This is a genomic window from Campylobacter sp. DY7 (assembly GCF_057802535.1).
On sequence record NZ_JBYJAU010000002.1, the window covers coordinates 1 to 20,785 of the forward strand.

A 20,785-nucleotide genomic window follows, 5' to 3' on the forward strand; every position below is an offset into this window, starting at 1 on the left:
TTTTTATTGCATTTGTTCTGGTTTTTATGGTTGGTTGGTAGGTTTTTATTTTTTTAGTGTTGTTATTTTTATAAAATAACTTTTTACTTTTTAATTTAACTACCATCTTTTTAAAAGGTTGGTGGTGAGTGCTAAATTATGCTTTAAGAATTTATATGGATTAGTTTTTGATAGTAAATTATAGAGATTATAATTAGTAAAAAGTTATATAAGGGAAATAAAATGGCATTTAAAGATGAGAAAGCTAGAAAAAGGTTTTTTGCTATCAAAAAGGCAAAAGAAGAAAATCAAGTAGATAAGCGATATATAAAATAATTTAGGTATGGTTTAGAGGCTTGGTAATAACATATAAAAAGCTAATTAAATAGGGTAAGTTATTTTAATTAGTTTGACGTTAATTATATATAAGTAATTAATAACTTATATCAAAAGAAATAAACTATTAAAAATAAAGTTATTAATTAAAATCATTACAATCAAATTAAGTTAAAAAACAAATAAATCACACAATAATATTCAAATAAAATAAAGAATAATAAAAGCTAAAGAAGTTAAATGAGTTTTAGTGTTTAGTGTATTTATGAAAATAAAACTATATACAATATTTTCAAAATCTATATAATTTTATTAAATAATATGAAATATTAAAAAATAATTCATGTATTTTTGATTTTATATATGAAATTAGTAGTAATCTTATAAATTGTTATAATAAAACTATCATTTATAAAAAATATAGTAAATTTAATGGTTAACTTTTTAAATGTTTATATTTAGCAATTTTGATTCTTGAGAGATAGTGATAAACATATAGGATTTAGACTTTATGAAAATATAATCAATTTTTATATATTTTTTTATTTAATTCAAATAACAAGTTATTAAAGTATAAATTTAATAAACGAAATTTAATTTTAAATTTCGTTTATTTTTTTGTAAAGTAGGTATATAAATTATGATATTTCAATAACCACCAAAAGTTTGTTCTAGTGCTCTTATTATATCTTCACTAGCTTCTGCGTTTTCACCACCAATTTCTAACGCTATAGCTCTTGCACGATAATCGCTTGCTTGCTCTTTTAAATCGTGATAGGCTTGAGAATTACTAGCAGCATTTGCTCTTTTTTCAAGTTCTGCGGCTTTAGCTTTTAATTCTTTAATTCTTGCTTGTTTTGATTGTTTTGCTTGTGGAGCTTGTGTTAATTTTTTATATAAAGCACAACCATCTTGCCTGCCAGCCTTACAAGCTTTATTGCTAAAGTTGATTGCACTTTTTTTATCTTTTAACATAATGGCTAAGTTTGCTGATTCAAAACATGCATAATAACTACTCACTCCGGATTGATTTGTAAATGGTTTTAGATTGCACACTTTATACATAATATCAATCATGCCAATTTTTCTAAATTCTTCTTCACTTCCATAGTCTGCTAAAATAGTAGCTCCAGCACAAGCTCCAGCACTATTTGATTTAAGACATAGATTTTTAACTGCATTAAAATGATTAGAATTTATTAATTTTTTATTCCAGGCATCAAATATTTGATCAAGACATTCTGTTTGTTTATTTGGATTTTTACAAGTAGGCTCAATTTGCTTTATGTCAAAAGCAAATAAACTTAACCCTAGTGCCATAAATAACATTATTTTTTTCATAAAATCTCCTTATTTTTTTCAGTTTCTTATAAAATAATCTTCATCTACATATTTTTTAGGATTTTTGTAAGTTGCTTTATTTTTATCTGTGGTAATTGTTATGCTTTTTAATCCCGCTTTCATTTCTAGATTAAGACATTTAATCTTATACCATCTAGTTTCTCCTGCTTTTAAAACACCTTGATTTGGTGATTTTTCATAAATTTGTCTGGCATCTGACGTGCAATTAGCTACTTCTTTTGGTATATTTTTATTTACTTCTAAATTTAAAATTTCTATTTTTTCTTTAGCTGTTATACTAAACTCACATATAGAATAATCGTTCATTATTATATTATTGTTTACAACCGCGATTTCTGGATTATATCCAGTCGTAAAGCAATCACCATCTTTTACTGTTAAATAATTTCCACCAGTTGTGCTTTCAAGTTTAAGTTCTCCAGAGTTTGCAATACAAGCAAATAAAAGGCAACCTAATAATATTTTGTTTAATTTCATTTAAATCTCCTTAAATTATTTTTGTGCGATTTGATAAGTATTTTTTAGTTTTTTTAAAACTGGGAAAAACTCAGCGATAATATCTATAGTTTTATCTAGAGTTTTTGTTGTTTTTAGCTTTTGAGCTAATTTTTGTATATTTTCTTTTTCGCTACCCTCCTTTTCTAAAAGTGTTATGAAATCACTTTTTAAGATTTTTATTTTTTCTTTATTAAGTGTGTAGTCGGCTGTATCATTACAATGCTTTTTTAGTTTTGCTTCTATGAAGTTTCTTATAGCTTTATTTTCTATGGTAAATATATAGTGAGTTTCGTCTTCTTTTATATTTTTACTTGAAAGCTGTGATAAAAAGTCTAAAAATAAGCTTTCGTATTCACTATCATTCATAAATTTAACGCTTATATTTGCCCTTAAGGCATTTACTTTACTAGAACTTATCTTTAAAAGCCTTGATAATTCGTCGTTTGATTTGTTTAGTAGTCTTTCTTCTTTATCTAGTAGGTATATAAGATAATCATACAAATCAGTTTTATTATACGCATATAAGCCATCTGTTTTAATTTTCTCAAAAATATTTTTTGATATTTCACACATAAAAATCCTTTATTTAAAATAAGTATAATACCCCCCCCCATTCTTAAAATTTGCTTAAATAATATTAGTATTTATTTTTGATTTTATAGGGTTATTTAGCAGAATAGAACAAATAAGCTTGTGGTTAATCGCAGTTATTGTTATAGTTTTTTATCAGTTTAATTTGTTATTGCATAAAATATATAGTTAAAATTTTATAATTCCTAATTCAAATTCCACAAAATTTTCAAAGAATTTGAATTAGGAAATTGAAATTATTTAAACCATGATTTTATAGTATCAAATATGCCATGTTGTTGTTCTTTCGCATCGTTTTTGATACCAAAACTCTCATTTAATTTTTCTAATAATTCTTTTTGTTCTGCATTTATATGTTTTGGATACATAATGCTAAGTTGAACGAATTGATCGCCTGTTCTTCTTGTGTGATGATTTTTTACACCTTCGCCACTAATTTTTACAAGTTGTTTATCGCTTAAACCAAATGGTATTTGAATAGTCGCTTCGCCTCTAATTGTAGGCACAATTATGCTAGAGCCTAGCGCTGCTTGAGTAAATAATATCGGCACATCAATATAGATATCATCGCCTTTTCTAATAAATCTATCATCTCTTGCTACTCTTAATTTTATATATAAATCAGAGCGTTCGTTTTTGCCAATTTCATTACCTTTATTAGCGCATTTTAGGGTTACTCCGTTATCTACTCCTTCAGGAATTGTTACTTCTAATTCTTCTTTTTTGCTTTCTTGTCCGCTTCCTTGACAGCTTGAGCATTTATCTTTTATAACCTTACCTTTCCCACCACAAGCATCACAAGTGCTAACCATTTGGAAAAATCCTTGTCTAATAGCTACTTTGCCTTTACCATTACATCTTGAGCAAGTATGAGTTGTTTTACTTGCAGAACCTGTGCCATCGCATTTTATGCAACTTGTTTTGTATGAATAATTGATTTTCTTTTTGCAGCCAAATATTGCTTCTTTAAAGCTTAATTCAAGAGTTATAAATAAATCTTCATCAATTTCATCATCGCTATCACCAAAACCACCAAAAATATCGCCAAAAATATCACTAAAATTTGAAAATCCACCGAAATCAAATCCACCAGCACCACCGCCGTTAATCCCAGCTTCTCCGTATCTATCATATCTAGCACGCTTAGCATCATCGCTTAGTGTTTCGTAAGCTACGTTTATTTCTTTGAATTTTTCTTCTGCATCTTTATCGCCTTGATTTCTATCAGGATGATATTTTAAGGCTAATTTTCTATAAGCTTTTTTGATTTCATCAGGACTAGCGTTTTTGCTAACTCCTAGAATTTCATAAAAATCACGCATTGTTTTCCTTTTGCAATTTATCGTTTATAAATTAAATATTGTTAGAATGAAAAGACTTTAATAAATAAAGGTGAAAAAATGATTAATGTAATGATGATTGAAGACGAAGTAGAATATGCTGGTCTTATTACTGAGTTTTTGGCAAAGTTTAACATTAAAGTGACTAATTTTAGTACTCCTGCAGAAGGTTTAGCAGCAGATATTAGTCAATTTGATTGTTTAATATTAGACTTAACTCTACCAGGAATGGATGGGCTTGAGGTATGTAAAGAAATTCGTAAAAAATATGATATTCCTGTTATTATTTCTAGTGCTAGAGGTGATACAAGTGATAAGGTTTTAGGACTTGGATTAGGAGCTGATGATTATTTACCAAAACCTTATGAGCCTACTGAATTACAAGCTAGGGTTTCATCACTTGTAAGAAGATATAAAAAAGCTATATTACCACCTGAAGAAGAGGTAAGCACTTTATTTAAAGTAGAGCATGAAAAACATGAAATTTATTATGATAAAAAACCACTTAGCTTAACACCTGCTGAATACGATATTTTAAGTTATTTAGTAAAAAGACATAGCTATTCGGTTTCAAGGGAAGAATTAGCTAGTAGCTGTAGATCTTTAAGAGAAAAAGATAGTAAAAGTTTAGATGTAATTATCGGAAGATTAAGAAATAAAATAGGCGATAGTTCAAAAGATCCTAAACATATATTTTCAGTTCGTGGCATAGGCTATAAGCTTATTGGCTAATGCGATTTATTTCAATTAGAGCAAAGTTAGTAACCATTTTTATAGTTAGTGTGTTACTAACTTCTATAATTTCAGCAACTATTTTAAAATATACGCAAACAGCATTAAGATTAGAGAATGAAAGTAGGCTTTATTTTGCGATTTTAACGCTTGATAAGCTTTATTCTAGTGGTGTTGCTTCTCAAATAAATAAATATTTATTAGATATTGATTTTGAAGAAATTAATGATGAAGATTTTATTAACGAAATATACACAAGCACGGATAAGCCTATTGATATTAAGACAAATTTTGGTTTAGTAAGTGGTATAGTTTATGATAATAGATATTTTTTAAAGATTAATAATATTAAAAACAATACAACAAGAGTTTATGAAAATACCCACGATAGTAATATAACAAGTAATAATGTTTTGGTTTTAACTTTTTGTATGGTAGGTCTTTTTATATTATCTTTATTGTTTTGTTATTTTTTAATAGAACCGCTGCATCATTTAAAAAATCACATAATTAATTTATTAAACAATAGACCTAGTAATTTTGTATATGAAAAAAACAATGAAATAGGAATTTTATATAAAGAATTTAATAAAGCTATTAAAAAGAATAATGAATTAACAGTAGCTAGAAGATTTTTCTTAAGAGCAATTATGCATGAGTTAAAAACTCCTATTGCTAAGGGAATGTTTGCAGCAAGCATGCCAGAAAATGAAAAAAATAAAGAAATATTGTTAAATGTTTTTAAGAATATGAATAGTTTAATTAATGAACTAAAAAATCTAGAAGAAATCTTATCAAGCAATCATGATGTGGTTTTAGAAGAAAAAACTTATTCAACTTTATTAGAAGAATCTCTTAATGCTTTATATTTAGATGATTTAAGTGTAGTTGATGTAAAAATGCATGTTAATAAAAAGATTTTAGTAGATAGTTCTTTATTAGTTATTTTGATTAAAAATCTATTAGATAATGCGTTAAAGTATTCAAGTGAGCGTAAGTGTATTATAGAATTCTTTGCGAATGAGATAATAGTTAGAAATAAAGGCGAAGAACAAGATTTTGATGTTAATGAATATTTTAAGCCTTTTATAAGAGGTAAAAATACTGCAAATAGTTTTGGTTTAGGTCTTTATTTGATTAAATATATTTGTGATACTCAAGGCTATAAAATAGAGTATTTTTATACTAATGAATATCATAATTTTAAGGTAACGCTTGATACATTTTAATAATTTATGCAAAAGCATAGGAAAAATTCAAGGAATAGGCAAAAAAACTTCTTTAAAAATGGCTTATTATTTGTGTTATGAAAATAAAAATCTTTTAGAAGAATTAGTAAATTCTTTAGAAAACGCTAAAAAAAACATAAAAGAGTGCTCAATTTGTGGATGTTTAAGTGAAAATGAATTATGTGATTATTGTGTTAATTTAGAACTTGATGAGATTATTTGTCTAGTAGAAAGTCCTAAAGATGTGTTTTTTATTGATGAATGTAATGTATATGAAGGAAGATATTTCATACTTTCAAAAATGAATGAATATTATTTAAAAAAATTAGAACAAATGATAATTAAGTTTGATATTAAAGAATTATTATTAGCTTATACACCAAGCGTTAGCACGGATACTCTTTGTTTTTATTTAGAAGATTATTTTAAGAATTACAATATGAAAATTAGCAAAATCGCTCAAGGTGTTCCTAATGGAATTAAAATACAAGATATTGATATCAATTCTTTAACCAGTGCTATTGTAAATAAGGTTAATTTTGATGCTTAGGGTTATTGTATTTTTTACTTTACTTGCGTGCTTTAGCGTTGTTGTTAATAGCGTTAATGTTTATAATATGCTTAATAATGCTTATGAATTACAAGAAAATAAAGATGTAAAAAGCGAAGTTGTAAAACAAGCAAAAACAATAGTAGATGAGATAGAAAAATATTCAAATACTTTATTACCTTCTTTAAATCATAATGAAAAATTAGCATTAATTAAAAAAGAAATTAATAAAATTAATTTTAATAAATATCAAGAAAAGGCTTATGCTTTTGATAGTTTGGGCTTTTATATAGCACATTATTCAAAAGATTATGAAAACCAAAATATATTGCAAGAAACAGATATTAATAATAAATTATATGTAAAAGATTTGGTTGATAAAATTAATAATGAAGGTTTTACAGAAGCTAGTATTTTTTGGACTAATCATTCAATAAGACACATAATTACTTATGTTAAAAAAGATGAAAATCTAAATATTTATTATGGTTGCACAATGGATTTAGATATTTTTAAAATAAATAAAGAAAATAAAAAAATCACTAGAAATGAAAATAATTTAATATTAATCAGTAGTTTCATAGTAATTATTATGATTTTATTTTTTAGCTTTTATCAATATAAAAAACGGAGAAAAGTATGAAAATAATTATTAAAATTTTATTATTAAGTGTTATTTTATTTGCAGAAGCTTTACCACCTAATGAAGTTTTTCAATTTCAGATTTCAAATTCTCCTGCCATAAAAACAATTAAATTAAACCTAGATTCTAGTGTATATTTATATAAAGACGAATTAAAAATTACTCATAATAACAATGATATTACAAAAGATATTGATTTAAAAAAGCCTATCTTAAAAGATAATGTTGAAGTATTTTTAAATCAAATTGAGTTTAATTTACCTAATTTTATTTTAAAAGATAATGATAATGTAAAAATATTTTATTTAGGATGTTCAACTGAAGGTTTATGTTATCAGCCATTAGTTGCTTCTTTTAATTATCTTAACAATTCTTTTAGTTTAGAATACGCAAACAAAGAAGCAATCAAGCTAAAAAAAGAAGAACAAAACGCTAAAAGTGAATATGAAATTCAGCTTTTAAATTCTTCATTTTTGATTAATATTTTAACGTTTTTTATATCAGGTTTATTGCTATCTCTTACGCCTTGCACATTGCCTATGGTTCCTATAATTTCTAGTATTTTAGCAAAAAGTAGCGGCAAAAAACCTGTATTTTCAAGCATAGTTTATGTATTAGGAATGGCTCTTAGCTATACTATTGCAGGAGTTGTTGCCGCACTTTTAGGAAGCGGAGTTCAGGCGTTTTTTCAAAGTCCTATTGTAATTATTGTTTTTTCTTTAATTTTTGTTCTTTTATCTTTATCAATGTTTGGGCTATACGAATTAAAAATGCCTAATTTTTTAGTAAATAAAATTAATCAAAAAAGCACAAATTTAAGTGGTGTTATAGGGATATTTTTAATGGGTGCTTTAAGTGCTTTAATTGTAGGTCCTTGTGTTGCAGCACCACTTGCTGGAATTTTAATTTATATTGCAAATAGTAATGATGTTGTTTTAGGTGCTAGTGCTTTATTTGCTATGAGTATAGGAATGGGAATTCCACTTATTGCAATAGGTTTTGGTTTTAGATTTATAACTGGCGCTTGGATGCAATATGTTAATAAATTTTTTGGTTTTGTCTTGTTAGCAATTGCTATATATTTCTTAGAAAGATTGCTTGATGAAATGATAATAAATATCCTATATGCAGTTTTAGGAATTTGTTTTTGTGTATTTTTTGGTTTATTTGAGAGCTCAAAAAATAAAATTATGTTATTTTTTAAAGTTTTTTTAGTATTAATTTTATCATTTTCATTTATTTTATTAAATAATGTTTTTGGAAATTATGAAAAATATGAAATTGTAGAAGAAAAATTAGAATTTATTCAAGCTACAAATAAATTAGAGTTATCATCAAAAAATATAGTATATTTTACTGCTAGTTGGTGTGAAAATTGCAAGGTTATGCAAAAAACAACTTTTAAAGATAAAGATGTAATAAACGCCTTAAATCACTATAATTTAATTAAAATTGACCTTAGTAATCCAAACAAATTTGAGCAAGAAATGGCTGAAAAATATAAGATATTTGGACCACCTGTTTTACTAGTTTTAAACGATAAAGCAGAAGTGATAAAAAGAATAGTTGGTTTAGTTGATGCAAAAACTTTATTAAAAGAACTTAATTTTTAAAGCTAAAATTAATTTATTTTTGTATAATATGAGCTTTTATTTTAAGGAGATTTAATGCAAAGAACTTTATCGATCATAAAGCCTGATGCTGTTAAAAAGGGTGTAATAGGTCAAATTTTAAGTCGTTTTGAAGCTAATGGCTTAAGAATTGCGGCTATTAAAAAACTATATTTAACAAAAGAGCAAGCAGGAGAATTTTACGCAGTTCATAAAGAAAGACCATTTTATAAAGATTTAGTTGAGTTTATGACTAGTGGTCCTGTTGTTGTGTCTGTGTTAGAAGGTGAAAATGCAGTTGCTAAAAATCGTGAATTAATGGGAGCAACAAATCCTAAAGAAGCGGCAAAAGGAACAATAAGAGCGGATTTTGCTGAAAGTATTGATGCAAATGCAGTTCATGGTAGTGATAGTTTAGAAAATGCTAAAATTGAAATAGAGTTTTTCTTTAATAAACTTGAAATAAATTAAAATGAAAATTGCTTTTAGTAAAATTAATTCGGTAAAATACCCTTTTAAACTAGATTTTGATAATTTAGTTTTAGAAGGCTTTTTAAAAAGAAAAGATAATAAGTTGGTTACACTAGATGCAACTTTAGTTGGTAATGTTATACATTATTGTGATAGTTGTGCTGCTGAATTAGAAGTTGAAGTTAATGAAAAAATCAACTTAGATTTAAGCGATGGTGTATTTAAAGATAAAGAAAATGAATTAAGTGATACTATGGAATTTTATGATAGTGAAATAGACTTAATTGAAGTTTTAAAAAGCGAATTATCTTTATATTTAAGCGATTATTTTTATTGTCAAAATTGTAAATAAGGAGAATAACATGGCAGTTCCAAAGAGAAGAGTTAGTAAAACAAGAGCAGCGAAAAGACGCACTCATTATAAAATTGAGTTAGTAAGACCAGTAAAAGATAAAGACGGAAGCTGGAAATTACCACACAGAATTAATCCAACAACAGGTGAATATTAATACCTATGATAAAAGTTGCTGTTGATGCTATGGGTGGAGATTTTTCTTTCACCCCAATTGTTAGTGGAGTAGTTAAAGCGTTAAGAGAAAAAGATAATTTTAGCGTTATTTTAGTTGGAGATGAAGAGAAAATCCGAAATCAAATTCCACAAGAATTATCAAATAGAGTAGAGTATTTACATACTACTGATGTATTTGATATGGATGAGAACTCTACTGATGTTTTAAAACGCAAAGACAGCAGTATTTATAAAGCTGTAGAATTAGTAAGAAATCATGAAGCAAACGCTGTAGTTTCTGCAGGACATAGTGGAGCTACAATGAGCCTTGCTACTCTTAGAATAGGAAGAGTAAAAGGTGTGTTAAGACCTGCGATTGCAACTTTAATGCCTACATTTAATGGCAGGGTTTTAGTATTAGATGTTGGTGCTAATGTTGATTGTGAAGAAGAAAATTTATTACAATTTGCAATTATGGGCGAAGCTTATGCAAAAGAAGTAATGAATATCAAAAATCCTAAAATAGCACTATTATCAAATGGTGAAGAAGACTGCAAGGGTAATAAACTTACAAAAGATACTCACAAATTATTAAGAGAACATCTAAGTAATTTTATAGGCAATGTAGAAGGCGGTCAGATTTTTGCAGGTGAGTGTGATGTTGTTGTTTGTGATGGTTTTACTGGAAATATTTTATTAAAAACAGCAGAAGGTGCTGTGGGCATTTTTGCTAAGCTATTAAAAAGTGAAATTAAAAAATCATCATTAGCTAAAGTAGGTTATATGCTTAGCAAAGGTGCATTTGATGCACTAAAACAGCATTTAGATTATGACCAGTATGGAGGTGCTCCTTTATTAGGAGTTGATGGTTGTACTATTATAAGCCACGGAAAGAGCAATGAAGAAGCTATAAAAAATGCTATTTTTCAAGCTTTAAAATTTGCTAATTCAAATGTAAATAAAGTGATTGAAGATGAAATTAAAAGCTTGCATTAGAAGTATTGCTTCTTATCTACCTAGTAAAACATTAACAAATAAAGATTTTGAAAATTTTTTAGACACAAGTGATGAATGGATAATCAAAAGAACAGGTATTAAACAAAGATATATCGCAGAAGATAATGAAAATACAAGTGATTTAGCATATAAAGCAGGATTATTAGCTATTAAAAGAGCAAAAATTGACGCTAAAGATATAGATTTGGTTATAGTAGCAACTTTAAGCCCTGATTATTTTACAATGCCATCAACTGCTACAATAGTAGCAAACAAGCTTGGTTTAAAAGGTGTTAGTGCTTTTGATATAAGTGCGGCTTGCTCAGGATTTATTTATATGCTTGAGCTTGCTCGTGCTATGATAGAAAGTGGTGCTAAAAAGAATGTTTTAATTATAGGTGCAGAAAAGATTTCTTCAGTGCTTGATTATACAGATAGAACAACTTGTGTTTTATTTGGAGATGGTGCAGGTGCTTGTGTAATAAGTGCTAGCAATGGCTTAGGCATCGTAGATACTCACACAGGAAGTGATGGGGAATTTAAAGATTTATTATGCACAAAACGCTCTAATAAAACAAAGCAAGCAGAACCTTTAAAGCTTGAGATGAAAGGCAACGAAGTATTTAAAGTAGCCGTAAAAACATTAGCCGATGATGTTGCTTATTTACTTGAAAAAAATAATCTTAAAAAAGATGAAATTGATTTATTTATACCACATCAAGCTAATTTAAGAATAATAAGCTATGTTCAAGAAAAGCTGGGCTTAAGTGATGAGCAATGCGTTGTATGTGTTGATAAGTTTGGCAATACTTCAGCAGCATCAATTCCGATTGCAATAAATGAAGCTTATGAGCAAGGTCGTTTGACTAATGGAAAATTAATGCTTTTAGATGCTTTTGGTGGTGGCTTTACTTGGGGTAGTGCTTTAGCTTATTTTGACGGCATTAATTATAAAGATTTGTAAGTTTAAATTCCTAATTCAAATTCTTTAAAATTTTCAAGGAATTTGAATTAGGAATTTGTTTTTTTAAAAATAATAAAAAATATAACTTATATTCTAAAATAAGCTAAAACTTTTTAAAAAGAATTAATTTTTTAAAATATTAATTTTAATTTAAGTTTTAGATTGTATAATCCAAACTTATTTTTATTTTAAGTCTTGTTAGCTCAGCAGGTAGAGCATCTCACTTTTAATGAGGGGGCCGCTGGTTCGAATCCAGCACAGGACACCATCAATTTTTGGTCGCTTAGCTCAGTTGGTAGAGCGCCACCCTTACAAGGTGGATGTCATAAGTTCGAGTCTTATAGCGACCACCATTTTAATATCGGTGCGGCGGTAGTTCAGCTGGTTAGAATATCGGCCTGTCACGCCGGAGGTCGCGGGTTCGAGCCCCGTCCGCCGCGCCATCTTCTTTTTAACAATCACTTTTACATTTTAACTTTACACTTAGATTAATTAAAAATGCAATAATAGGTAAAAATTATACAAAGGATAAATAATGGGACTTAAAAGTGATGCTTGGATAAAAGAAATGGCATTAAAACACGAAATGATAACTCCGTTTTGCGAAGAAAATGTAGGAAAAAATGTAGTTAGCTACGGGCTTTCAAGTTATGGATATGATATTCGTGTAGGTCGTGAGTTTAAAATTTTTACAAATGTAAATAGCACAATGATTGACCCTAAAGATTTTAATGATAAAAATGTGGTTGATTTTGTAGGAGATGAATGTATAGTTCCTGCAAACTCATTTGCACTTGCTAGAACGGTTGAGTATTTTAAAATGCCTAGAGATGTTTTAGCAATTTGTCTTGGCAAAAGCACATATGCAAGATGTGGAATTATTGTAAATGTAACGCCATTTGAGCCAGGTTTTTGTGGTCATATTACTATCGAGATTAGCAATACAACTCCGCTACCAGCTAAAATTTATGCAAATGAAGGAATAGCACAGGTTTTATTTTTACAAGGTGATGAGCCTTGCATTACATCTTATGCTGATAAAAAAGGTAAATATCAAAACCAAACAGGAATAACACTCCCTAAAGTATTAAAATAATCTTTTAAGAATTTGAAATTCCTATTTCAAATTCTTTACTTTTTTACACAAAATTTCTAATAATTTTCAAAGAATTTGAAATAGGAATTTCAAAATTATTTTGCAGATTATATATTATTCTTCCAATTATTTTATATTTTAAAAATCATACTTAATATATCTAATTTACACACATTATTAAATATTCAATAAATTATTCATAAGATAAAAATATTTACTAATAAGTGCAATAATTTTATAATTTTTAACAAGTTTTAAAAATTAATTTTTATTTAAGGAGATTTATGAAAAAGATTTTTCTAAGCTGTGCTTTAGTGGCTTCTATGTTTGCTGCTGAGCAATTTAGCGGTAAGATTATTAATCTTTACACTTCAGTAGATGCTAAAAAAGCTGAAGGAAAGTTACTTCCAACAAATGCTTTTGAAATTACAAAAGATGGCGATATGGCAGAGCTTACAATTAAAGGATATTACAATCCTAATTCAGGAAATATTTTATATTTCAATGATAAAAATAGAATATTAGTTGCTGCATTTGGTAAAAATTCTAAAGTAGATTTTAAGGTTGAAAAAGAATTAAAAAATGGTTTTAGCATAGCTTCAATTAAAGTTTATGCAAAAAAAGAAGAATTAGTTGATTTAGAAAGTTCAGCTAAGCCACTTCTTGAAAAAGGCAAGGCTATGTTTGAAGAAAATTGCGGAATTTGTCATCCGCTTCATTCTGTAACCGAGTTTAGTGCAAACCAATGGCCTGCAACATTCAAAGCTATGGAAACAAGAACAGGAATTGACAAAGTTGATAGACAATTAGTAGTGCAATATCTACAAAAACACGCAAAAGATATGAAATAACGAAAGGAGAAATTATGTTAAATAGAAGAAGTTTTTTAAAAGGTTCAGCAGCAATTGGTGCTATGAGTTTTGCTCCTATTAATTTACTTGGAGCTGAAAGCAAAGCAGTTGCTAGTGGTTTAGTAAAAAATGGCGAAGTTGTAACAGGTGCTCACTGGGGTATTTTAAAATTAACTATAAAAGATGGTAAAGTTGTAAAAAGCGAACCATTTAACGCAAAACAAACAAAGACTTTAACAAATGATTTACAACACTACACACCTGATTTAGTGTATGCTAATCGTGTAAAATATCCTTATGTTAGAAAGAGTTTCTTAGAAAATCCACTAGATAATAAACCTGAGCTTCGTGGTAAAGATGAGTGGGTTCGTGTAAGCTGGGATAAGGCTTTAAAGCTTGTAGCTGAAGGTTTAAAAAGAACTTATGATGAAAAAGGTGCTGATGGAATTTTTGCTGGTAGTTATGGTTGGAAATCAAGTGGTAACGTTCATAACTCAAGAACATTACTTCATAGATTTATGAACTTAACTGGTGGATTTGTTGGTTCATTAGGGGATTATTCAACTGGTGCATCGCAAGTTATTATGCCACATGTTGTAGGTTCAATTGAAGTTTATGAGCAACAAACCAATTATGATTTGGTATTAGAAAATACAAAAGTTATCGTTATTTGGGGAGCAAACCCAATTGATACACTAAAAATTGCATGGACTGTAACCGATGGCGAAGGTCGTTCTTATATGGAAAAAATCAAAGAAAGCAAAATCAAAGTAATTTGCATTGACCCAAGAGCAAGCAATACGGTTAAGTTTTTTGAAGGCAAAGGTGATTGGATAAAACCAAGACCAAATACTGACGTTGCTATGATGATGGGTATGGCTACCTATTTAATTGATAAGAAGCTTTATGATGCTGAATTTATGGAAAACTATACAGTAGGATTTGATAAATTTAAAGACTACTTAATGGGTAAAACTGATGGCGTTAAAAAAGATAGCAAATGGGCTGAGAAGATTTGTGGCGTAAAAGCGAGTGTTATTGAGAATTTAGCAAAAGAATTAAGAGAAAACCTAAGCTTAGTAATGAGTGGTTGGGGTATGCAAAGAGCTCATCACGGAGAGCAACCTCACTGGATGCTAGTAACTTTATGTGCAATGCTAGGACACATTGGTAAAGATGGTGGTGGATTTGGTCTAAGCTATCATTATTCAAATGGTGGTGTTGCAACTACAAATGCTCCAATCGTAGGTGGTGTTAATGCAAACCTTGTTGGTATGTGGGATAAAGGCGAGTTTAAAGGTGTAGTTGGTGCTACATTTGATAGTAATGGACATTTGGTTGAATCAAAAGATAACAATAATGAGAAAAATACAGGTCAAAGCTGGTTACAAAAAACAACAGATAAAGCTATTCCAGTAGCTAGAATTGCTGATATGCTACTAAACCCAGGTAAGACAATTGATCACAATGGTAAGAAGATTACTTATAGTGATATAGATTATATTTACTGGGTAGGTGGAAACCCATTCGTTCATCACCAAGATTTAAAAACTTTAGTAAAAGCATGGCAAAAGCCAAAAACAATAGTAGTAAATGAGATTTACTGGACTCCAACAGCTAGAATGGCTGATATTTTACTTCCTGCAACTAGCCAATATGAAAGAGATGATATTTCTATGAGTGGGGATTATTCAAATATGCATATAGTTCCTATGAAAGCTGCAGTTGCTCCGGTAGGTGAGAGTAAAGATGACTTTAGTATATTTGCTGAGCTTATAAAAGTTTATGGAGAATATTGTGTATTAAGTAAGGGCGGTAAAGCAAAAGATGCAGCTGCTTTAGCAAATAAATTATATAACGCATATTGCGAAAATCAAACTCCATTTGAAATGGTAGAAAAATACTATAACGCTGCAAAATCAAGCTCAAGCGTAGAAATGCCAAGCTTTAAAGATTTCTGGGAAGCAAACAAGGCATTAGAATTTGAAGCTGACCAAAGTGCTTATGAATTCGTTCGCTTTAAAGATTTCGTAGAAGATCCTATCTTAAATCCACTAGGAACTCCAAGCGGACTTATAGAGATTTATAGCGAAACTATTGAAAAAATGGGTTATAAAGACTGCAAAGCTCACCCAACTTGGATGGAGCCAATCGAGTGGTTAGGTATGAAAAACAAACCTGCAGAGTTTCACATGGTAAGCCCACACCCAACAAGCCGCTTACACTCACAACTTTGCCATACAAGTTTAAGAGAAACTTATGCTGTAAATGGACATGAGCCAATCTTAATTAATACTAAAGATGCAAAAGCTAAGGGTATTAAAGATGGCGATTTAGTAGAAGTATATAATGCTCGTGGTAAGGTAATTGCTGGTGCAAAAGTTAGCGATGATGTAATGGCTGGCGTTGTTGTATTACAAGAAGGTGGCTGGTATGATCCTGATAATAACGGCGATTGCAAATATGGTTGTGCAAACGTGCTAACAATTGATATTCCTACAAGCGAGCTTGCAAACGGAAATATCTCTCATACAGCACTAGTAAATATTAAGAAATTTGAAGGTAAAGCACCTGAAATCGTAGTATTCACTGAACCTGTAAAAGCATAATAATAGGGGCATTTGCCCCTAAAGAATTTGAAATAGGAATTTAATTATTCATTATTTTTTCAAACTTAAAGAACCATTCTAACTCTTTAATATTATTAAATTTATCTGATAAATTTGATAATTGAACTATTTTAAACCACATTTATTAACATAAAAATGAATATTTCTTATTGCAAAATAAGGCGTAGCAGTGCTTTAAACTTTAGTTTTAGGAAAGGTTTTTTCTATCATTTGCCAAGTCATAACCCTTGCTATGAAATTTTTCAAGTATATAAAATAATTCAAGGCTATTATTTTGAGTATTTTTATCTATTAATAAACAAACTCCACTGGCCTTTATATCTTTATTATAAACATAAAAATTTTTAGCCTTTTTATTCTTTAGAGATTTTAAAATCTCATCAATTGTAATTACATTTTCATCTGTTTCATTTCTAAAACTTATTTGAAAAGTTTTTTTGCACATCTTTTGCAAAATTGCAAAACTCATCACTATAAATTTCTATTAATTTCATCTTTTTCCTTAAGTAAAATATGAAAATATATTATTAGAATATATGTAACTCTTATAATAAGCTTATTTTTCATATAGCATTAATAAAGCACCTAAAAGAATTTGAAATAGGAATTATGTAAGCGAAAATCTATTAAGTATCTTTAAAATATAGCCTAGCTGCAAAACCTACTGCTAAAATTATCATTGTTCCTATTAACATTATTGATACTAAAGAAACTAACATTTTTTACCCCTTTAAAAATATTTATAAAGCACAGCGTTAATTCCACTTGGCATATCGCTTGTAGCTTCTAGTTCTTCTATCTCTTCATATTTTTTACGAGCTTTTTGTTGCTCTTGCTCTCTTTGCCCGTCTTTTTTATCACCAAAGTTCATAGCAAGTCCAGTAAAGCCCATATTTACAAGGCTATTTTTAAACTCTTGCTGGTTAGCTATGAATAGGTTTAAGGTGTTTTGGTTGTTTGAGTTTAAGTTAATATGTAAATTATTTCCTCTAGCAACCATTGTTACATTAATTTCTCCTAATTCTTTAGGATTTAAATTAATGCTAACTTTGTGGCTTGGAGCTTTAAATTTTTCTATTTCTTCTTTAAAATCTCTTGTAAAATTATCAATTACTAATTTTGTTTGTTCTTTGCTAAGTTCTTTATTAGGATTTAAGAAATCAAGCTTTAAGCTCTCTGGTAAGCTTATTTTTTCTTTATTTATTTCTATTTTATCATCACTTTGAACTAGCTCTTCAAAACTTTCTTCAGTTGGCATAATTATTTCATTTTCTATTTTTGGCAACTCATTTTGGATAGGTTTTTCTGCTTGAATTTGAGTTTGCATTTGTGGTTTTATGAAATCTTTTGCTATTTCTTTATTGTCTTTTAGGGTAATAGGAGCTTCTTTTATATTTTGTTTAGGTGTATCGTTTTCATTTGATATTACTTTTAAAATCTCAGCTCTTAATTCCTTACTTGGTTTTACTTCGTTTGTATCTTTTGAAATTTTACTTAAAAGCTCATTTAAAGCCCCAGTTTTTAGAGTGCTTTCAATGTTTTTTTGTTGTTGATTGTTTGTTATTATTTTTTCTGTTGTTTTATTATCTAGTTTTACTTCTTTTTGATTTAGTATATTTTCAAGATTGATTTTTTTTACATCTTCTAATTTAGTGCTTTTAGGCTCTTTATTTAAAGCATGTGAGAAGAAGTTTTGCTCATATAATTTCGGATATGGCTTAGCAAAAATTTGCTCGTTATATTCATTGTTTTTGATTTTTTCATAAGTTATATTGCTAAGACCTAATTTATGTTCTTTAGCAAGTTCAACAAGAGAATGAACGCTTGTAGTATTTGCAAAAGTTTCAAGGTTTATTTTATTATTTACTATGTTTTTTAAACTAGAAAAGTTATTAAGCTCAGCATTTTTACTATCTTGTTTTAATATGGTTAAAAAGTCTAATATTTGAACGAAATTTAAGTCATCAAATAATTCTTTTCCATATTCAAAATCTTGCATAGATTTTTGTATATCTTGCATTATTTCAGCTTCGCTAATTTGCAATCTTTCAGGCAAAAATTCATTAACTTCTTTTGCATTTTTTACAATTTGCGATACTTTTTCATTTAAATTTTTTGGATTTTGTAAAAGATTTGCTAATAAATTAGGTTCTTTATTGCTAGGCTTTTCATTAAGTAATGATGATGCTAGATTTATTTCAGTGTTTGCTTGCTTTAAATCTTTGTATTTTATCTCATTTTTTGCCTTAAAGACATTTTGCATAACTAATAAATTATTTTTAGTATTTTTAGCATCTGTTTGATTAAATAATAAATCAGCAAAGCCTTCCCCACCTGATTTTTTTGAACCTTTACCTTTTTTTGCACTTAGGTTTTTTACATCTTGTAAAATTAATAAATCTTTCATTTTTATCCTTAGTTTAAAACTTCACAAGAATTAGCAAAATCCGTTCCAATTTTTTGTATTTATATATCTAAAAATTAACTTAATTTAATTAAACTTTAACTTTAAATTAAGGAGAAAACATTGAGTATTAGAAATATAGCAGTAATTGCACACGTAGATCACGGCAAGACTACAATGGTTGATCAATTATTAAAACAATCAGGAACTTTTAGCGAAAGAGAGCAAATTGATGAGCGTGTAATGGATAGTAATGACATTGAGAAGGAGCGTGGTATTACCATTCTTTCAAAAAACACAGCTATTAATTACAAAGGCACAAAGATAAATATTATAGACACTCCAGGCCACGCAGATTTTGGTGGAGAAGTTGAGCGTGTTTTAAAGATGATTGATGGGGTTTTATTAATCGTTGATGCTCAAGAAGGTGTTATGCCACAAACAAAATTCGTTGTTAAAAAAGCTTTAGCATTAGGTTTAAGACCAATAGTTGTTGTAAATAAAATAGATAAACAAGCAGCTGATCCTGATAGGGTTATTAATGAAGTATTTGACCTTTTTGCAGCACTTGATGCAACTGATGAACAATTAGATTTCCCTGTTATTTATGCAATAGGTAAAGAAGGAATTGCAAAAAAAGAATTGGATGATGATAGTAAAGATATGCAACCACTATTTGACAAGATTATTGAGCATGTTCCAGCTCCAAGTGGTAGCAATGACAATCCTTTACAATTACAAGTTTTCACATTAGGTTATGATAACTTCGTAGGTAAAATCGGTATTGCAAGGATTTTTAACGGAACTATTACAAAAAATCAAAATGTAATGCTAGCAAAAGCTGATGGAAGCAAGCAAACAGGAAGAATTTCAAAACTAATAGGCTTTATGGGCTTAGAAAAAATGGATATTGATAATGCAAGCACTGGAGATATCGTAGCGATTGCAGGTTTTGATGCTTTAGATGTTGGAGATAGTATTGTTGATCCTGCTAATCCTGTGCCACTTGATCCACTTCATATAGAAGAGCCAACTTTAAGCGTTGTATTTAGCGTAAATGATGGTCCTTTAGCAGGAACTGAAGGAAAGCATGTTACAAGTAATAAAATCGCTGAAAGACTTGAAGCAGAAATGAAAACAAATATTGCGATGAGATATGAAAATATCGGCGAAGGTAAGTTTAAAGTAAGTGGTCGTGGTGAGTTACAAATCACAATTTTAGCTGAAAATATGAGAAGAGAAGGCTTTGAGTTTTGTTTAGGAAGACCTGAAGTTATTGTTAAAGTTGAAAATGGTGTAAAAACTGAGCCATTTGAAAACTTAGTAATAGATGTGCCTGATGAGTTTAGTGGAACGGTTATTGAAAAACTTGGAAGAAGAAGAGCAGAAATGAAGAGCATGGTTCCAACAGGTGATGGACAAACTAGACTTGAGTTTGAAATCCCTGCTCGTGGTCTTATTGGCTTTAGAAGTCAATTTTTAACCGATACTAAAGGCGAAGGTGTAATGAATCATAGCTTTTTAGACTTTAGACCATTTGTAGGTAGCGTTGAAAAACGCCAAAATGGAGCGCTTGTAAGTATGGAAAACGGAGTTGCGCTTGCTTATTCATTATGGAATCTTCAAGATAGAGGAGTGTTATTTATAGACCCACAAGCAAAAACTTATATAGGAATGATTATAGGAGAGCATAGCCGTCCGAATGATCTTGATGTAAATCCTATTAAAGGAAAGAACTTAACTAACGTTCGTGCTAGTGGAAGTGATGAGGCTATTAAGCTTGTTCCACCTAGAAAGCTAAATCTTGAGCGTGCTATGGAATGGATTGAAGAAGATGAATTAGTAGAAGTTACTCCACAAAATATTCGTATTAGAAAGCGTTATTTAGATCCAACGGTAAGACGCCGTATGGAAAAATCTAAATCTTAATTTTAAATTCCTATTTCAAATTCTTTTTGAAATAGGTTCTAAAATCAAGTATTTACACTTTTGTTA

General features: G+C 28.8%; 20 protein-coding genes and 3 tRNA genes. 17 read left to right on the forward strand and 6 right to left on the reverse strand.

Annotated features, from left to right (window positions below):
* Nucleotides 1-963: 963 nt before the first annotated feature.
* The 4 genes from AC1B00_RS01335 to dnaJ form a co-directional block, all read right to left on the reverse strand.
* Nucleotides 964-1,656, reverse strand: a complete 693-nt coding sequence (locus tag AC1B00_RS01335; RefSeq protein ID WP_488847771.1) for a hypothetical protein — start codon at nt 1,654-1,656, stop codon at nt 964-966.
* An 18-nt stretch (nt 1,657-1,674) separates the two neighbouring features.
* Nucleotides 1,675-2,154 carry a hypothetical protein gene (locus AC1B00_RS01340; protein ID WP_239817805.1) on the reverse strand — a complete coding sequence of 160 codons (480 nt, stop codon included), beginning with the start codon at nt 2,152-2,154 and terminating at the stop codon, nt 1,675-1,677.
* A 15-nt stretch (nt 2,155-2,169) separates the two neighbouring features.
* The gene (locus tag AC1B00_RS01345) at nt 2,170-2,748 is read right to left on the reverse strand and encodes a hypothetical protein (RefSeq protein WP_488847773.1); all 579 of its coding nucleotides are present in this window, start codon (nt 2,746-2,748) and stop codon (nt 2,170-2,172) included.
* 254 nt (nt 2,749-3,002) lie between these two features.
* Nucleotides 3,003-4,088 (reverse strand): molecular chaperone DnaJ, encoded by a 1,086-nt coding sequence (dnaJ, locus tag AC1B00_RS01350; RefSeq protein WP_488847774.1) that lies wholly within the window; start codon nt 4,086-4,088, stop codon nt 3,003-3,005.
* Between the two features lie 78 nt (nt 4,089-4,166).
* On the opposite strand from dnaJ, the gene AC1B00_RS01355 reads away from it, so the two are divergent.
* The 16 genes from AC1B00_RS01355 (at nt 4,167) to AC1B00_RS01430 (ending at nt 16,365) form a co-directional block, all read left to right on the forward strand.
* Nucleotides 4,167-4,838 carry a response regulator transcription factor gene (locus tag AC1B00_RS01355; RefSeq protein WP_239817808.1) on the forward strand — a complete coding sequence of 224 codons (672 nt, stop codon included), beginning with the start codon at nt 4,167-4,169 and terminating at the stop codon, nt 4,836-4,838.
* Nucleotides 4,838-6,067: an ArsS family sensor histidine kinase gene (locus tag AC1B00_RS01360; RefSeq protein WP_488847775.1), complete on the forward strand. Its 1,230-nt coding sequence runs from the start codon at nt 4,838-4,840 to the stop codon at nt 6,065-6,067. The genes AC1B00_RS01355 and AC1B00_RS01360 overlap by 1 nt, the downstream gene beginning before the upstream one ends.
* On the forward strand, nt 6,054-6,617 hold the full coding sequence (locus AC1B00_RS01365; RefSeq protein ID WP_239817810.1) for a recombination protein RecR: 564 nt from the start codon (nt 6,054-6,056) through the stop codon (nt 6,615-6,617). Before AC1B00_RS01360 ends, AC1B00_RS01365 begins: the two co-directional genes overlap by 14 nt.
* Complete coding sequence (locus AC1B00_RS01370) at nt 6,610-7,260, forward strand: cache domain-containing protein (RefSeq protein WP_488847777.1); 651 nt, start codon at nt 6,610-6,612, stop codon at nt 7,258-7,260. The genes AC1B00_RS01365 and AC1B00_RS01370 overlap by 8 nt, the downstream gene beginning before the upstream one ends.
* On the forward strand, nt 7,257-8,873 hold the full coding sequence (gene dsbD / locus AC1B00_RS01375; RefSeq protein WP_488847778.1) for a protein-disulfide reductase DsbD: 1,617 nt from the start codon (nt 7,257-7,259) through the stop codon (nt 8,871-8,873). Before AC1B00_RS01370 ends, dsbD begins: the two co-directional genes overlap by 4 nt.
* Nucleotides 8,874-8,927: 54 nt before the next feature.
* Nucleotides 8,928-9,341 carry a nucleoside-diphosphate kinase gene (gene ndk, locus AC1B00_RS01380; protein WP_214116937.1) on the forward strand — a complete coding sequence of 138 codons (414 nt, stop codon included), beginning with the start codon at nt 8,928-8,930 and terminating at the stop codon, nt 9,339-9,341.
* 1 nt (nt 9,342) lies between these two features.
* On the forward strand, nt 9,343-9,693 hold the full coding sequence (locus tag AC1B00_RS01385) for a hypothetical protein (protein WP_488847780.1): 351 nt from the start codon (nt 9,343-9,345) through the stop codon (nt 9,691-9,693).
* A gap of 10 nt (nt 9,694-9,703) precedes the next feature.
* Nucleotides 9,704-9,850 (forward strand): 50S ribosomal protein L32, encoded by a 147-nt coding sequence (gene rpmF / locus AC1B00_RS01390; RefSeq protein WP_239817814.1) that lies wholly within the window; start codon nt 9,704-9,706, stop codon nt 9,848-9,850.
* A 5-nt stretch (nt 9,851-9,855) separates the two neighbouring features.
* Nucleotides 9,856-10,845, forward strand: coding sequence for a phosphate acyltransferase PlsX (gene plsX, locus AC1B00_RS01395; protein WP_488847781.1), 990 nt, complete (start codon nt 9,856-9,858; stop codon nt 10,843-10,845).
* Nucleotides 10,823-11,809: a beta-ketoacyl-ACP synthase III gene (locus AC1B00_RS01400; RefSeq protein WP_239817816.1), complete on the forward strand. Its 987-nt coding sequence runs from the start codon at nt 10,823-10,825 to the stop codon at nt 11,807-11,809. Before plsX ends, AC1B00_RS01400 begins: the two co-directional genes overlap by 23 nt.
* A 192-nt stretch (nt 11,810-12,001) precedes the next feature.
* Nucleotides 12,002-12,077: transfer RNA gene (locus tag AC1B00_RS01405), tRNA-Lys, on the forward strand.
* 9 nt (nt 12,078-12,086) lie between these two features.
* Nucleotides 12,087-12,162, forward strand: a tRNA-Val gene (locus tag AC1B00_RS01410).
* A 13-nt stretch (nt 12,163-12,175) separates the two neighbouring features.
* Nucleotides 12,176-12,252: transfer RNA gene (locus tag AC1B00_RS01415), tRNA-Asp, on the forward strand.
* A 92-nt stretch (nt 12,253-12,344) separates the two neighbouring features.
* Nucleotides 12,345-12,905 (forward strand): dCTP deaminase, encoded by a 561-nt coding sequence (dcd, locus tag AC1B00_RS01420; protein ID WP_214116378.1) that lies wholly within the window; start codon nt 12,345-12,347, stop codon nt 12,903-12,905.
* Nucleotides 12,906-13,189: 284 nt separating this feature from the next.
* On the forward strand, nt 13,190-13,756 hold the full coding sequence (locus AC1B00_RS01425; RefSeq protein ID WP_488847782.1) for a cytochrome c3 family protein: 567 nt from the start codon (nt 13,190-13,192) through the stop codon (nt 13,754-13,756).
* 14 nt (nt 13,757-13,770) lie between these two features.
* A complete protein-coding gene (locus AC1B00_RS01430; protein WP_488847783.1) occupies nt 13,771-16,365 on the forward strand; it encodes a molybdopterin-dependent oxidoreductase in 2,595 nt (864 codons plus the stop codon).
* Between the two features lie 208 nt (nt 16,366-16,573).
* Here AC1B00_RS01430 and AC1B00_RS01435 read toward each other — a convergent pair whose 3' ends face one another.
* On the reverse strand, nt 16,574-16,858 hold the full coding sequence (locus tag AC1B00_RS01435) for a hypothetical protein (RefSeq protein ID WP_488847784.1): 285 nt from the start codon (nt 16,856-16,858) through the stop codon (nt 16,574-16,576).
* A gap of 258 nt (nt 16,859-17,116) precedes the next feature.
* Nucleotides 17,117-18,793 (reverse strand): flagellar hook-length control protein FliK, encoded by a 1,677-nt coding sequence (gene fliK, locus AC1B00_RS01440; protein WP_239817820.1) that lies wholly within the window; start codon nt 18,791-18,793, stop codon nt 17,117-17,119.
* A 120-nt stretch (nt 18,794-18,913) separates the two neighbouring features.
* On the opposite strand from fliK, the gene typA reads away from it, so the two are divergent.
* Complete coding sequence (gene typA / locus AC1B00_RS01445; RefSeq protein ID WP_488847785.1) at nt 18,914-20,719, forward strand: translational GTPase TypA; 1,806 nt, start codon at nt 18,914-18,916, stop codon at nt 20,717-20,719.
* Nucleotides 20,720-20,785: the final 66 nt, after the last annotated feature.